The sequence below is a fragment of the Photobacterium damselae subsp. damselae genome (genome assembly GCF_038086725.1).
Lineage (GTDB): Bacteria > Pseudomonadota > Gammaproteobacteria > Enterobacterales > Vibrionaceae > Photobacterium > Photobacterium damselae.
The window spans coordinates 2577761-2593682 of record NZ_CP146970.1 but is presented as its reverse complement, the minus strand read 5'-3'; the positions used below and the strand labels follow the sequence as shown (position 1 = coordinate 2593682).

General features: G+C 42.8%; 12 protein-coding genes. 8 read left to right on the top strand and 4 right to left on the bottom strand.

Annotation, left to right across the window (positions count from 1 at the left end; translation table 11 throughout):
- Positions 1 to 20: 20 nt before the first annotated feature.
- Both dnaQ and WAX86_RS11660 read left to right on the top strand, forming a co-directional pair.
- On the top strand, positions 21 to 746 hold the full coding sequence (dnaQ, locus tag WAX86_RS11665) for a DNA polymerase III subunit epsilon (RefSeq protein WP_005297995.1): 726 nt from the start codon (positions 21 to 23) through the stop codon (positions 744 to 746).
- Position 747: 1 nt separating this feature from the next.
- On the top strand, positions 748 to 1983 hold the full coding sequence (locus WAX86_RS11660) for a TIGR03503 family protein (protein WP_341488842.1): 1236 nt from the start codon (positions 748 to 750) through the stop codon (positions 1981 to 1983).
- 28 nt (positions 1984 to 2011) lie between these two features.
- On the opposite strand, the gene fadE is transcribed toward WAX86_RS11660, so the two are convergent.
- Positions 2012 to 4462 (bottom strand): acyl-CoA dehydrogenase FadE, encoded by a 2451-nt coding sequence (gene fadE / locus WAX86_RS11655; protein WP_341488841.1) that lies wholly within the window; start codon positions 4460 to 4462, stop codon positions 2012 to 2014.
- 522 nt (positions 4463 to 4984) lie between these two features.
- Between fadE and dauA the strand changes: the two genes are divergently transcribed.
- The 3 genes from dauA (at position 4985) to WAX86_RS11640 (ending at position 8185) form a co-directional block, all read left to right on the top strand.
- On the top strand, positions 4985 to 6691 hold the full coding sequence (gene dauA, locus WAX86_RS11650) for a C4-dicarboxylic acid transporter DauA (protein ID WP_376788104.1): 1707 nt from the start codon (positions 4985 to 4987) through the stop codon (positions 6689 to 6691).
- Between the two features lie 79 nt (positions 6692 to 6770).
- Positions 6771 to 7349 carry a D-sedoheptulose 7-phosphate isomerase gene (lpcA, locus tag WAX86_RS11645; protein ID WP_005298003.1) on the top strand — a complete coding sequence of 193 codons (579 nt, stop codon included), beginning with the start codon at positions 6771 to 6773 and terminating at the stop codon, positions 7347 to 7349.
- Between the two features lie 56 nt (positions 7350 to 7405).
- Positions 7406 to 8185 carry a class II glutamine amidotransferase gene (locus WAX86_RS11640; protein ID WP_005298005.1) on the top strand — a complete coding sequence of 260 codons (780 nt, stop codon included), beginning with the start codon at positions 7406 to 7408 and terminating at the stop codon, positions 8183 to 8185.
- Between the two features lie 127 nt (positions 8186 to 8312).
- Here the strand turns inward: WAX86_RS11640 and purN are convergent, their stop codons facing one another.
- Positions 8313 to 8960 (bottom strand): phosphoribosylglycinamide formyltransferase, encoded by a 648-nt coding sequence (gene purN / locus WAX86_RS11635; RefSeq protein WP_341488839.1) that lies wholly within the window; start codon positions 8958 to 8960, stop codon positions 8313 to 8315.
- A gap of 3 nt (positions 8961 to 8963) precedes the next feature.
- Positions 8964 to 10004: a phosphoribosylformylglycinamidine cyclo-ligase gene (purM, locus tag WAX86_RS11630; RefSeq protein ID WP_341488838.1), complete on the bottom strand. Its 1041-nt coding sequence runs from the start codon at positions 10002 to 10004 to the stop codon at positions 8964 to 8966.
- 196 nt (positions 10005 to 10200) lie between these two features.
- On the opposite strand from purM, the gene upp reads away from it, so the two are divergent.
- A complete protein-coding gene (upp, locus tag WAX86_RS11625; protein ID WP_005298011.1) occupies positions 10201 to 10827 on the top strand; it encodes a uracil phosphoribosyltransferase in 627 nt (208 codons plus the stop codon).
- A gap of 62 nt (positions 10828 to 10889) precedes the next feature.
- Here the strand turns inward: upp and WAX86_RS11620 are convergent, their stop codons facing one another.
- On the bottom strand, positions 10890 to 11324 hold the full coding sequence (locus WAX86_RS11620) for a MarR family winged helix-turn-helix transcriptional regulator (RefSeq protein ID WP_065171560.1): 435 nt from the start codon (positions 11322 to 11324) through the stop codon (positions 10890 to 10892).
- Positions 11325 to 11491: 167 nt separating this feature from the next.
- Between WAX86_RS11620 and WAX86_RS11615 the strand changes: the two genes are divergently transcribed.
- Positions 11492 to 12688: an efflux RND transporter periplasmic adaptor subunit gene (locus WAX86_RS11615; RefSeq protein WP_065171561.1), complete on the top strand. Its 1197-nt coding sequence runs from the start codon at positions 11492 to 11494 to the stop codon at positions 12686 to 12688.
- A gap of 16 nt (positions 12689 to 12704) precedes the next feature.
- On the top strand, positions 12705 to 15815 hold the full coding sequence (locus WAX86_RS11610) for an efflux RND transporter permease subunit (protein ID WP_065171562.1): 3111 nt from the start codon (positions 12705 to 12707) through the stop codon (positions 15813 to 15815).
- Positions 15816 to 15922: the final 107 nt, after the last annotated feature.

The window sequence follows — 15922 nt, the reverse complement described above, 5'->3', positions numbered from 1 at the left end:
TGTCTCACATATTAGCCACTATGAAAGCCACTAACGAACGAATTATTGTTTTCGATACAGAAACCACGGGTATGAATATGTCCGGTCCTCATTATGAGGGGCACCGGATTATTGAAATTGGTGCCGTGGAAATCATCAATCGAAAATTAACGGGAAACACCTTCCACGTATATATTAAACCAGATCGTGCCATTGATCCTGAAGCGATTGAAGTCCATGGTATCACTGATGAGTTCTTAGTGGGTAAACCTACTTATGCTGAGATTCATCAGGAGTTTATGGACTTTATTCAAGGGGCTGAGCTTGTTGCTCATAACGCGCCCTTCGATATCGGTTTTATGGACTATGAGTTTCGTAAACTAGGACTCAAAGATCTTAAGACTGACGAGATGTGTAAGGTTACCGATACCTTAGACATGGCGAAACGTCTGTTCCCGGGTAAACGCAATAACTTAGATATTTTGTGTTCCCGTTATGGCATTGATAACTCACACCGTACTCTCCACGGGGCATTACTCGATGCCGAGATCCTTGCCGACGTTTACTTAATGATGACCGGTGGCCAGACATCGTTGCAATTAAGTTCTGGTGAATCGAGTGCTGCTGGGGCAGAAAATGAGATCCGTCGTTTAACTTCTGGACGAAAAGCGCTAAAGGTTATTCGTGCATCGGCCGATGAAATAGCAGCCCATGAAGATAGATTGGATCTTATTGGTAAAAAAGCGGACGTAATTTGGCGAATATAATATGAGCGTACTTAAGCGGTTATTGCTGTTATTAATATGGATATCCCCATTTTCTTGGGCTCAAGATAGCACAAGCATGAGTTTGCTGGATAATCGCTTTCGTATTGATCAAGATGTGCAATCGGTTTCTTTTATTATTCATCGCCAGAAATCAAGTGAAGCGGCCATCTTAGTGCGTCCTGATGGTCAAAAATACTATGCATGGCGTCATCCCAATAATGTCACTTGGTATCAGCAGCCTGATTTAGATATCGTTTCTATAGAAAAGCCAATGGCTGGTCCATGGCAGGCGTTAGGCAAGATTTCGCCTCATAATAGCATTACGGTATTATCTGATGTTCACCTCAGTGCTCAGCAGTTACCCGAGCGTTTATATCAAGGGGAAACCCTCAAATTTAGTGCGCAACTTTGGCAAGGAAACGAACCTCTACAATTGGCTGCGTATTTATCCCACGTTAAATTAAAAATCAGTTTTACCGATCTAACTTCAAAACCCAAAGATGGGCAGATTCTTCCCGCAATTGTTTTGGCTGAGTTCTTCGATGATGGTCAGAAAAGAGATGAACGAGCTGGAGATGGTATTTTTACCGCCAATCTTAAAGTGGATATTCCCCCTGGCCGTTATCAAGCAACGATAGCGACCGAGAATGGGGTATTTTTACGTCAGTTAGAACAAACGGTTTTAGTATATCCAACCCCGTTAACTTACAGCTTTATGGCAGGAGAGACGGTCAAAGACAACAGTGAATTTGTTGCAAAAGTAACAGATGATCAGCTTCAAGCCGGTTCTCTTGCTGGGCATATCGCGGTAAAAGGTCCTAGTGGTAAAGAATATATAGTTCAAGGGACCACTCAGGATGAAGAGAAGCAACTGAACTTGACGTTTCCTGCAATGGATAAGGTTGGGCGTTATCGTTGGTATGGCTGGCTGTACGCAACGGATAATTTTAACCAACGAGAACTCATATTTTCTCTGCCAGAGCGTAGTTTTGCCCTTGCCGCTCAAATGCAACTGACAAAAGATTTGCAACAGCTCAAACAAGAAGAGTTAGTAAAACAGCAGCAAGAGAAGATAAAGCAGCAACAATTGGCTGAAGCAAAACAACGAGATGATGCGTTGTTATGGTTGATTGTTGGTAATAGCGTGATGGTGCTTGTGATACTGATTGGTTGGTATGGACTTCGTTGGTGGAAAAAGAAGAGGCAGCACAAATCAGATGATTTAATGCTGCCTTAGTTTCCCTTAATTTTTACGCTATATCGACTTAAGCGGCATTACCCATATTCAATTTAGATGTTGGTTTTGCCGCAAGCTCTTCTGGCTCAAAGTCATCGACATTAATGGTTCGTAAACGACTCTCTTCTGCTTGGCGAAGAACTTGTGCTTCTTGTTCTGAAATAACCTGCTCATCCAATCCCCATTGGGCAATTTTACCTAACTGCATAAAAGGAAGCTTATGCCCTACATGCTGACAGAGCTTATCGTAAATCGGCTCGGCGGCGAGAATATCCTGAAGAGCTTGTTCAATCATACCGACAGGGTTATTTGGCTGCGCTTCAAGATATTGTCCTCGACCGAGGCGAGAGCGTGTTTCTGATGGGGTTTGTGCAATGCGTGCCAATTGATGATCTAAGGTATCACTTGGCTGGTGGCGGCAACTTCCAAGTGGGAACATTAACCATTTTAATGTGCTTCCAATGATGGCATTTGGAAAGTTAGCCAAAAACTGCAGTAACGCTTGTTCTGTTTGGTATAACGCATCTTGCATCCCCCAATGTACTAATGGCAGATCATGAACTTGTCGGCCTTCATCACTAAAGCGTTTTAGTGTCGCAGAGGCTAAATAAAGCTGACTTAATACATCACCAAGGCGAGCAGAAAGACGTTCTTTACGTTTGAGTGAGCCGCCTAAGACTGCCATAGAAATATCAGCCAGTAGCGCAAGGTTGGCACTGTAACGATTGAGTTGCTGATAATAACGAGCGGTAGGATCTTGGTGTGGAGTAGACGATCCTCGGCCATCGGTTAAGCCAAGCCAGAAAGATCGAGTCATATTGGTGATCACAAAACCAATATGCTTAAACAAGGCTTGATCAAATTGATCGAGTGCTTGTTTTTGGTCTGGATTATAAGCTGCTGCCATTTCATCTAATACATAAGGGTGACAGCGAATAGCCCCTTGACCGAATATAATCATAGAGCGGGTAAGAATATTGGCCCCTTCTACAGTAATTGCAATCGGTGCTCCTTGATAACCGCGAGCTAAAAAGTTGCTAGGCCCCATGCAGATTCCTTTACCGCCAACAATATCCATCGCATCAATAACACCACGTTGGCTACGATGGGTACAATGGTATTTCACAATGGCAGAGATCACTGCAGGTTTTTGTCCAAGGTCGATACCAGTTACGGTGAAAGCACTCGCAGCATCTATAACATATGCATTACCCACGATACGAGCTAGCGGCTCTTCTATTCCTTCCATTTTACCAATTGGCATTTTGAACTGACGACGAATGCGAGCATAAGCCCCTGTAGCAAGTGCTGCGGTTTTTAACCCACCTGTTGAGTTGGAAGGCAGTGTAATTCCTCGGCCAACGGAGAGACACTCAACCAGCATGCGCCAACCTTGTCCTGCCATCTCTTGTCCACCGATGATAAAGCTGAGAGGTACAAAAACTTTGTTGCCTTGAGTTGGACCATTTTGGAAAGGCACATTTAGAGGGAAATGACGACGACCAATGATCACACCATCAAGATCGGTTGGGATCAGAGCACAGGTGATCCCAAGCTCTTCTTGATCGCCCAATAGATGATCTGGATCGTAAAGTTTAAAAGCTAATCCAAGCACGGTGGCGATAGGGGCTAGGGTTATGTAGCGTTTGTTCCAAGTTAATTCCATACCCAGCACTTCTTCTCCTTGCCATAAACCCGTTTTTATCACGCCAAAATCAGGAATCGCTCCAGCATCGGATCCCGCTTCTGGGCTGGTTAGCGCAAAGCAGGGAATTTCCAATCCTTGAGCAAGGCGAGGCAGGTAATAATCTTTTTGCTCTTCCGTACCATAGTGTTGCAGGAGTTCGCCTGGGCCAAGAGAGTTAGGTACGCCAACAGTGGAAGAGAGTACAGCAGACACCCCTGTTAGTTTTTGTAGTACGAGAGATTGAGCATAAGCGGAAAATTCGAGCCCGCCGTAGCGCTTTTTAATGATCATGGCGAAGAACTTATGATCTTTTAAATATTGCCATACTTCAGGGGGGAGATCGGCAAGTTCATGAGTGACTTGGTAATCATTTACCATGCGGCAGACTTCATTTACGGGGCCATCAAGAAAGGCTTGTTCTTCTATAGTGAGACTTGGAGCTGGGATATCATGGAGTTTGCGCCAATCAGGCTGACCTTGAAAGAGATCGGCTTCCCACCACACGGTACCTGCATCAATGGCTTCTTTTTCTGTAGAGGACATTTCAGGCATGACTTTTTGAAAAGCGCGCAGAGCAGGGGCTGTCAAATAAGGCTTACGGATTTTCGGTAGATTAAGGGGAAGCGCAATAGCAGCAAAAATGATCCAACTCATTACTCCAGTGATAGACAAAGCCGTCCCTAATACCAGAAGCAATGTAATGGCTGCGGTAAATATCTTTAGGCCAACGCGATGATAAGCCAATATTGCGATAGCCAAGATACACCCTAATAAATACGCGAGCGTGACCATGTTGATTCTCCTTGTCGGGGATAACCAAACTGGACACCTGATTTATTGTTTCAACTCCACACCAATAAATCGCTTTTCATCCAATGCAATTGTTTCCGCTTTTATTTGGTTATCGCTTTGATGCTTTATTGTAATAAGTTGGGTACATTTTTATTAGGTAAGAGGTCTTACCACTTGTTACAAGTGTAATTCTTTTTTTAATAAAATGTAAAATGATTTTCTCGCATGAAATTTCTTGGTTAATGACCAATTGCGTGAGACGCCTTGAAATCTCTATGGTTGATCAAGATCAGGCACAGACATATTTATTGTTGCGAATTTATGAAATGTGATTAACATAGGGCCCCATTGTGATATAGTTCACGTAATTGCTCTGATGGATTTTTGAGCAATCATGCCGTGGATGGTCGTTATTCATTTGTTGCCTTTCCCGATCTCCGACTGACACATGCCCGCCGGATCCCTCATTCGGGATGACAGCTATTCCTGTTTTTGTATGTACGTAAAGTGCAGGAGTTTGTCGTGTTGTTATTTCAAGCTTTATCTGAAGCCTGGAAGGATGGTTATTCCTTCTCAAAATTTCGTTCTGATATTATTTCAGGTATTACCGTTGGTATCGTAGCGATCCCTCTTGGTATGGCGTTGGCTATTGCGGTTGGGGTTCCTCCTCAGCATGGTCTTTATACCGTAATTATTGCGGGCTTTTTAGCTGCATTATTAGGTGGTTCTCGCTTTAATATTACTGGGCCAACGGCGGCTTTTGTGGTTATCTTATTACCGATTACACAAAAGTATGGCTTAACAGGCTTGATGGTTGCGACCATGATGTCGGGTATTATTCTGTTACTAATGGGGGTCTTTCGTTTAGGCCAATTAGTAAAATATGTACCTTATCCAGTAACAACCGGTTTTACCGCGGGTGTAGGTTTTGTTATTGCTTTTCTGCAGCTTAAAGATTTACTAGGACTACATGTATTAACCAGTCCAATTCATTTTCCAGAAAAAGTAATGGCATATGCCGATGCACTACCATCTATTAACTATGCTGATGCTGCGGTAGGTTTGGTAACTATCTTTACTTTTATTGGTTGGGCTAAGTTGAAAAACCGTATTCCACCACACGTTGTGGCTTTGGTTGTGGGTACAGTGTTAGCGCTTGCTATTAATAAGTTTGGTCCTGTGCATGTTAGCCTTTTAGGTGAGAAATTCAGTTACCACATTGGCGATTTAGTTGGCCATGGTATTCCTCAGGTGTTACCTCAGTTTGTACCATTATGGCAACACGATGGTCTTAATTGGTCGTTAATTGTTGAGCTATTACCTGCAGCTTTCACTATCGCAATGCTAGGCAGTATTGAGTCATTATTGTGTGCGGTTGTTGCTGACGGTATGACCAGTACTAAGCATAACCCTAATGCGGAATTAGTTGGTCAAGGTTTGGCGAATATGATCGTGCCGTTCTTTGGTGGTATTCCAGCAACAGCAGCAATTGCACGTACAGCAACCAATATTCGTGCTGGTGCATTCTCTCCAATCTCTGCAATCGTACACTCACTCTTTGTACTTGCGGCAATGATTGCGTTAGCACCAGTGCTCTCTTATGTACCTATGTGTGCACTAGCTGGTTTGCTAATTATGGTGGCTTGGAACATGTCTGAAGCCCCTCACTTTGTTCACACATTAAAAGTTGCCCCTCGTCGTGATGTTGCGGTTCTATTAACCTGTTTCATTTTGACTGTTGTGGTTGATATGGTGGTTGCTGTGGTTGTGGGTCTATTGTTAGCTGGCCTGCTATTTATTCAGCGTATTGCAAGTTTGACTACGGTTACCGTGGTTCAAGATAAGCAAGAGCATTTAGATTTTGGCCCCGATGTAGTGGTGTACGATATTAATGGCCCACTATTTTTTGCGGCCAGTGAGCGTGCATTCTCTGCAATTGAGCACTCAACTATTGACACTCGTGCCGTGGTATTAGATTTTAGTGATGTTACTACGATTGATATTACTGCGATTCATGCTTTTGAAGCTGCATTGGATCGTCTAAGTGATTTCCCTGTGTGTTTACTTGGTGTTGCTCCTCATGTTGAGAAGAAATTACGTAATGCAGGTATCTTCAATGCTCAAAATGTCAGCGTGTTCTCATCAACTGAGGCACTGCGTAGTCATTTAACCTTGAGCCATGAAAATAACTCTGCAGATAAGTCGACACTTTCTCCAGTTTCTATGTAAACTGCACAGATAATCAAAAAACAAGCGGGTAATATACCCGCTTGTTTTTTATCTATTAACTATAAAGTGAGAAAGACTTATGTATCAGGATTTGATTCGAGCTGAACTGACTGAGGCTGCAGAGGTTCTTAATCGTTTTCTTAGCGATGATAAAAACCTTGCTGATATTGAAGCGGCCGCAAAATTACTGGCTGAGTCTTTTAAGCAAGGCGGTAAAGTTTTATCGTGCGGTAATGGTGGCTCTCACTGTGATGCAATGCATTTTGCGGAAGAGCTGACAGGTCGCTATCGTGATAATCGCCCAGGTTATGCTGGTATTGCGATTTCAGACCCAAGCCATTTATCGTGTGTAAGTAATGACTTCGGTTATGAGTACGTATTTTCGCGCTATCTTGAAGCTGTAGGTCGTGAAGGCGATGTTCTCTTTGGTCTCTCTACTTCTGGCAATTCAGGCAATATTCTTAAAGCCATTGAAGCTGCTCGTGCAAAAGATATGAAGGTGATTGCTTTAACGGGTAAAGATGGCGGTCAAATGGCAGGATTGGCTGATGTGGAAATTCGGGTTCCTCATTTTGGTTATGCAGACCGCATTCAAGAAGTGCATATTAAGATTATCCATATCCTTATTATGTTAGTTGAAAAAGAGATGGCTAAGTAAGCTCGTTATTTCTTCGTTAAGCCAAAGGGCAAAGTAAGTTGTAGGTATCGCTTATTATGTGTGAATTGCTTGGCATGAGTGCCAATGTTCCAACGGATATTTGTTTTAGTTTTACTGGGTTAATGCAGCGTGGTGGTAATACTGGCCCACATCGGGATGGTTGGGGTATTACATTTTATGAAGGGAAGGGTTTCCGTACCTTTAAAGATCCAAACCCAAGTTGTCAGTCTCGTATTGCCGAATTAGTGCAAGAATATCCGATAAAAAGCTGTGCTGTGATCAGCCATATTCGTCAAGCGAACCGTGGTGGCGTCAATCTTGAAAATACCCACCCCTTTACCCGCGAGTTATGGGGGCGTTATTGGACTTTTGCTCATAATGGTCAATTAACAGGATATGATGCTTTAGATACGGGGCGCTTTCAGGCGGTAGGCGATACCGACAGTGAGATTGCATTTTGTTGGTTGCTTAATCAAGTTGAAGCTAAATATCCTAAACCACCTCAGGATATGGCGGAGGCGTTTGCGTTTATTCATCAATGCTGTGAGCGACTACGCCAATTAGGCGTTTATAATATGTTGTTGAGTGATGGTGAGTATGTACTTACTTTTTGTACTAACAACTTACATAGCATTACCCGTAGGGCACCATTTGGTTGTGCATCATTAATTGATGAAGATGTTACGATTGATTTTCAGCAAGAGACTACGCCAAATGATGTGGTAACCGTGATTGCTACTCAGCCTCTAACCAATAATGAGCAGTGGCATAAAATGCAACCAGGTGAGTTTAACGTCTTCTATTTTGGTGAAGTTGTTTATCAAGCCCAAGCTTAATGGCAAAATCGAAAGAATGAAAAACGGCTGAGCACAAACTCAGCCGTTTTTATTTATATTATTGGTTCTTTACGCCACTTTTTAGGCTTGCTCTTGATGCTTATCTTTGATGACAGTTATGTTTACATCAGTCATCACTGGCATAGCCGTTTAGAGGTAAGTTGTGCCCATCTAATAGCGCTTTTCCCGCTTCATCCATTACTAACCGTTGGCTTAAAAACCAATTAATAACCAATGGATAGATAGCATATTCTTGCTGTTGAACTCGCTGTTCAATTTCCGCAATACTATCTTGTGGAAAAATGGGGACCTTGGCTTGCAATACAACAGGGCCTCCATCAAGCTCCGGGGTCACAAAATGAACTGTAGTGCCATGTTCACTATCACCGGCTTCCAGAGCTCGCTGGTGGGTATTAAGCCCAGGATATTTGGGTAAGAGTGAAGGGTGGATGTTAAATATGCGGCCTTGATAATGGTGAACAAACGCAGAATCTAATATTCGCATAAATCCTGCGAGCACCACTACATCAGGGTGATAACCATCGATGGTCTTTGCCAATGCTTGCTCATAAGCTTGGCGATCGGCAAAATCTGAAGCCAACAAAGTGATAGCATCAATATTTGCTTGCTGGGCGCGTGTTAAACCATAGGCATCGGCTTTATTGGCAATTACGGCTGCAACACGAGCATTTTTAATCGTGCCATTGGCGCAACTGTCCATAATCGCTTGTAAATTACTGCCATTACCTGAAATCAAGACCACAATATTTTTCATGGCTTAGCGAATCTCCACCTGCTCTTCACCATCAGTGGCCTGATCGATATGGCCCAATAGCCAAGCGTTTTCACCTTGTGCATTTAAGATATCAATCGCTTGTTGTGCTTGTTGTTGTGGAAGAGCAATGACTAAACCTACGCCGCAGTTAAAGGTACGATACATTTCGTAAGTATCAACATTACCAGCTTCTTGTAGCCAATTAAAGATTGCCGGCCATTGCCAACTGCTGCCATCAACGACCGCTTTCGTATTGTCAGGTAGTACTCGTGGAATATTTTCCCAGAAGCCACCGCCTGTAATATGAGAAATCGCATGGATATCGCACTTTTCCATCAGGTTAAGGACTGATTTAACATAGATTTTTGTTGGAGTAAGTAGGTGCTCAGCCAAAGTGCGACCATGTAGCTCTTGGTTAAGATCGGCTTGTGATACTTCAATAATCTTACGAATTAATGAATAACCATTAGAATGAGGGCCACTAGAACCTACTGCAATTAGCGCATCACCCGCGGCAACTTTTGTACCATCAATGATGTGAGCTTTCTCGACTACACCAACACAAAAACCAGCGACATCATAGTCTTCACCATGATACATGCCTGGCATTTCTGCCGTTTCTCCACCGATAAGAGCACAACCAGATTGCAAACAACCTTCACCGATGCCTGTTACAACACTTGCTGCCGTATCAACATCTAATTTACCTGTTGCGTAGTAATCTAAGAAAAAGAGTGGCTCAGCACCTTGAACAATCAGATCGTTTACACACATTGCCACTAGATCGATACCAATGGTGTCATGTTGTTTTAGATCCATTGCGAGACGAAGTTTTGTGCCAACCCCATCGGTGCCTGATACCAAAACAGGCTCTTTATATTTAGTTGGTAGGGCACACAGAGCACCAAAACCACCTATATTTCCCATCACTTCCGAACGGTGGGTGCGCTTAACTACGCCTTTAATACGATCCACTAATGCATTGCCTGCATCGATATCAACACCAGCATCTTTGTAACTAAGAGAAGAGTTTTTGTCGCTCACAGGAAGGTCCCTCAACGTATTAAAGAAAAAATCTGGCGGTATGATAACAGCAGATGTGGCGTAAAGGAAAACGTTTGCGTCAATTTTTTTAGTTGTGCAAAAGTTAAGCAAACGATTAAATCGGGCTACCAGTCTAGTGATAAATTGGTATACAATGTCGCGATTTTTTTATACAGAGTTTGCTTAGGAGTCAGGCATGAAAGTCGTTGAGGTTAAACACCCACTGGTTAAACATAAGATTGGTCTTATGCGCGAAGGCGATATCAGCACTAAGCGTTTCCGTGAACTAGCAACGGAAGTAGGTAGCTTGCTGACTTATGAAGCGACTTCAGACTTCGAAACGGAAAAGGTTACTATTGAAGGTTGGAATGGTCAAGTTGAAATTGATCAGATCAAAGGTAAAAAAGTAACTGTAGTGCCAATTCTACGTGCTGGTCTAGGCATGATGGATGGTGTACTTGAGCATATGCCAAGTGCACGTATCAGCGTTGTTGGTATCTACCGTGATGAAGAGACTCTAGAGCCTGTACCATACTTTAACAAGCTGGCTTCAAATATTGATGAGCGTATTGCTCTGGTTGTTGACCCAATGTTAGCAACGGGTGGCTCAATGATCGCAACACTAGATCTACTAAAAGAGCACGGCTGTAAACAGTTTAAAGTTCTTGTTCTTGTTGCAGCCCCTGAAGGTATTGCTGCGCTTGAAAAAGCACACCCAGATATCGAGCTATACACAGCAGCGATTGATGAGAAGTTAAACGACAAAGGTTATATTGTTCCTGGTCTTGGTGACGCAGGCGATAAGATCTTTGGTACTAAATAAGTTATTACTACCGATTTAATTTTCGAAGCCGAGCCTATTGAGGTTCGGCTTTTTTCTTGGTTTCACTTTTGATTTTCTGCTTTAAAACTTTCAAGAAAAATATTTAAGCTTTCTAACGCATTAGGTTGAATACCTGCCATTAACTCTAAAACAGTCTGGTTTCTCAACGTAATACAACAGCGCGCAACATCCATTCCTTCCGCCGTCAGATAAAGTTGGGTTATCCGTTTATCTTTAGGATCTTTTTGGCGATATACCAGCTGCTTCTGTTCAAATTCAGTTACTTTTCTTGCTATGTGCGCTTTATCAAATCCTGTTAATTGACAAAGTTGATGGCTATTAATCCCCGGATGGTTGAGTAGCTCATCAAGCGTTCGAACAGATTCAACATTACAAGGAAGATCATGACGTTTCATCTGCTGCTGAATTTGTGAACGAGTCATCATCATTAGTCGAGCCAGCTCTTTGACTAACTCAATTTTCTTCTCATCATTCATTATTGTATTTAATGGTTTATGTTTTTAAATCATTTTACCTAATGGGTATATGTCTGTATGCATCATTTTTTGTTAACACTGTTAAGTATTGGTTTGGCTTATATAGTATAAGGTGCGGGAATAATCATAAATAGATCACAAAACAGTTTAAAATGGTGAAAGTCTTTATGCGCAAACCCAATATCTCGTTGCGTTGTGTGTCCTTGTGCGTTGCTTTGGCGCTAACAGGGTGTAATGAATCAAATACAGGCGCTAATCCGCAAGCAGCCATGGCGGGAAATGCACCAAAAGTGAGTGTGGTAACCATGGAGCCACAGTCAATCCAGTTATCATCGGCACTGCCGGGTCGTACCTCTGCATATAAGATTGCAGAAGTTCGTCCTCAGGTTTCAGGCATTATTTTGCATCGCTTTTTTACCGAAGGTAGTGATGTAAAAGAAGGCGATGTGCTATATCAAATTGATCCTGCTACGTACAAAGCCGCTGTTAATAGTGCCGTTGCTGAAGTGAATAAAGCGAAAGCTGATGCTTCTAGTGCTTATAAAACTGAGCAACGCTATGCAGACTTGGTGAAACGTAAACTGATCAGTCAACAAGATTTTGATACCGCTTATTCAAAGTGGCAGCAAGCAAAGGCTCAGGTTGGTGTTGCTCAAGCAAATTTAGATAACGCAAAAATCCAGCTTTCTTATACTAAAGTAAAGGCTCCTATTTCTGGTCGTATCGGCTTATCTGAAGTCACAGAAGGGGCATTGGTTACTGCAAATCAAGCTAATTACTTAACTACAATTCAGCAGTTAGATCCTATTTACGTTGATATGACGCAATCGTCAACGCAAATGATCAAACTCAAGCGAGGCATGGCCAATAAACTTGATGATAACGGTAAATTACCCGTCACTGTGAAGTTAGAAGATGGTTCAGTCTATGGCCATAAAGGTAAATTGGCATTTTCTGGTGTTACTGTTGATGAATCAACAGGCAGCGTAACCCTGCGCGCCATTGTGCCAAATCCAGATAATGAATTATTGCCGGGTATGTTTGTTCGTACTCAACTTCCTCAGCCTATGGCACAAACAAGCCTGTTGGTTCCACAACAAAGTGTCGAACGTGATCAGCAGGGTAAAGCCTTTGTTTATGTTGTTAATCCACAAAACCAAGTAGAGCGTCGAGCCATTAATGTGGGTCAGTCGATCAAAAGTGATTGGTTAGTACTTAGCGGTCTAAATGCTGGTGATCAAGTGATCTCGCGTGGCCTAATGCGTATTAAACCGGGTATGAAAGTGGCTATTACGGCAGATGATACCCAAGCGGCTACGACTCAAACATCCGCACCTTCTCAAGCTAAAGTAAATCACGGTTAATCCCAGTAGGAATAGTATGTCCAGATTTTTTATCGGACGCCCAATTTTTGCTTGGGTGATCGCGATTATTATTATGTTGGCAGGTACGATGGCGATCTTAACATTGCCTGTTGCCCAGTATCCAACCATTGCTCCACCAGCAATCCAAATTAGTGCGACTTATCAAGGTGCATCAGCAAAAACTGTAGAAGACAGTGTGACTCAGGTTATTGAGCAGAACATGACAGGCCTTGATAACTTAATGTACATGTCTTCAACCAGTGATTCATCGGGTAATGCATCAATCACTCTAACCTTTGAAGCTGGAACCGATCCTGATATTGCTCAAGTACAAGTACAAAATAACTTACAACGCGCAACTAGCCAGTTACCAACAGAGGTACAACAGTTGGGTATCAGTGTGCGTAAGAGTACTTCAAGCTTTATGTCGGTGACGGCCTTTGTGTCGACCGATAACAGCATGACAGGTCAAGACATCATGGACTATGTAAGTTCACGAGTGAAAGATCCTATAAGCCGTGTTGCAGGCGTTGGTGATGTAATGGTGTTCGGTACTCAATATGCGATGCGTATATGGCTCGATCCTGCCAAACTGAACAGTTATAACTTAACACCTATCGATATTGTAAACGCAATTAAACAGCAAAATACGCAGGTAACTGTGGGCCAAATTGGTGGTGCGCCAGCGGTAAAAGGGCAGATGATCAATGCAACGATCACCGCTCGTAACCGTCTTGAAAGCGTTCAGCAATTTAAAGACATCTTATTGCGAGTAAACAAAGATGGTTCTCAAATTCGCATTAAAGATGTCGCTCGTGTTGAACTTGGCGGTGAAAGTTCGGACTTTATTACCCGCTTTGATGGAAAACCAGCCTCTGGTATCGGTATTAAATTAGCAACAGGTGCCAATGCGCTCGATACCCAAAAAGCGGTTGATGCGAAATTGGAAGAACTTTCGGCTAACTTCCCACAGGGCCTTAAAATGTATAAGGCAATGGACACCAATCCATTTGTGAAGCTGTCGATTGAAGAAGTGGTTTCAACCCTGTTTGAAGCTATTGTTTTGGTATTCTTAGTTATGTACCTGTTCCTACAGAATATCCGAGCTACCTTAATTCCAACCATCGCAGTACCTGTTGTGTTGTTAGGTACTTTTGGTGTTATGGCCGCTTGTGGCTTCACCATTAATACCCTAACTATGTTTGGTTTGGTGTTGGCCATTGGTTTGCTGGTGGATGATGCCATCGTTGTGGTAGAAAACGTTGAACGTGTGATGAGTGAAGAGGGCTTATCACCCGTTGAAGCGACCAAGAAATCCATGGGACAGATCAGTGGCGCACTAGTGGGTGTTGCTATGGTTCTTTCGGCGGTATTTGTACCTATGGCCTTTATGACAGGTTCAACAGGTGCGATTTATCGTCAGTTCTCGTTAACCATCGTAGCAGCCATGGTGCTGTCTGTTATTGTTGCGATGATTTTAACTCCAGCTCTGTGTGCGACGATGCTAAAAGCTGGAGATGCGGATCATGGAGAGAAAAAAGGTTTCTTTGGTTGGTTTAACCGTATCTTTGATCGTACAGCCGATGGTTATCAAGGTTCTGTTGCCGGGATCCTAAAACGCTCAGGCCGCTTTGTCATTGTCTACTTGCTTTTGTTACCTGTGATTGGCTGGATGTTTAAATCTATTCCAAGTTCATTTTTACCTAATGAAGATCAGGGTAACTTTATGGTAATGGTGCAGTTACCACCTGGCGCTTCTTTAGAGCGTTCGCAAAAGGTTATGGATGAGGTGACGCATTATTTCGAAACAGAAGAAAAATCAACTGTAGAGTCTGTATTTACTGTATCTGGTTTTAGTTTTGTTGGTCAGGCGCAAAATGCGGGTATGGCGTTTGTTGGGCTAAAAGATTGGTCTGAGCGAACAGCGCCCGGAACCGATGTAAATTCCATTATTAAACGTGCAATGATCCATTTTAAAGACAATCAAGATGCGATGATCTTTGCCGTTAACCCACCCGCTATTCGAGAACTGGGTCAGGCTTCTGGTTTTGACTTTTTCTTAGAAGATCGCGCCGGCCTTGGTCATGAGAAGCTGTTACAAGCCCGTAATCAGTTACTTGGTATGGCTAATCAAAATCCTGCGTTACAAAAAGTGCGTCCAAATGGTCTTGAAGATAACTCGCAATTTTTTATCGATTTAGACTATGAAAAAGCCAAAGCACTAGGTATTGATATTAATGATATTAATAAAACATTGTCGATTGCTTGGGGTTCAAGTTACGTCAATGACTTTATTGATCGTGGTCGTATTAAGAAAGTGTATGTTCAGGCTGATGCTCCCTATCGCATGTCACCAAAAGACATCAGTGATTGGTATGTGCGAAATAATAAAGGTGAAATGGTGCCATTTAGTGCCTTTAGCCAGTCGCATTGGGGCTTTGGTTCTCCTCAGCTTGCCCGCTATAACGGTAACTCAGCATTTGAGATCTTAGGTGAAGCAGCACCTGGTTACAGTACAGGTGAAGCGATGGCGGCAATTGAACAAATCGCCTCTAAGTTACCAGAAGGTATCACTGTGAGTTGGACGGGTATGTCTTACCAAGAACGTTTAGCTGGTTCTCAAGCGCCAATGTTGTATGCACTATCAATGCTGGTTGTATTCCTCTGTCTTGCCGCGTTATATGAGAGCTGGTCAGTGCCGATTGCGGTTATTTTAGTTGTTCCGCTAGGTGTGCTTGGTGCACTTGCTGCCACTATGTTTAGAGGACTTGAAAACGACGTCTATTTCCAAGTTGGTTTGTTAACCACAATTGGTTTGTCGGCGAAAAATGCCATCTTGATTGTGGAGTTTGCTAAAGAACTGCATGAGAAAGGAATGGGGCTAATTGAGGCAACGGTCGAAGCGTGTCGTATGCGTCTACGTCCGATTATTATGACCTCTCTTGCCTTTATTTTAGGGGTATTACCTCTGGTTATGAGTTCTGGTGCAGGTGCTAATTCACGTCATGCGATTGGTACATCGGTAATGGGTGGTATGATTTCGGCCACTGTGCTGGCTATTTTCTTCGTGCCGTTATTCTTTGTTTTAATTACCAAACTGTTTACTCGTAAAAAAGCAGAACAGTAATTAATAACAGACGATAGATAACAAAAACGGCAGCCAAATGGTTGCCGTTTTTATATAACGCGCTGCTATAAGTTGCTATAACTATAAATAGCCGAGTGATGACTCAA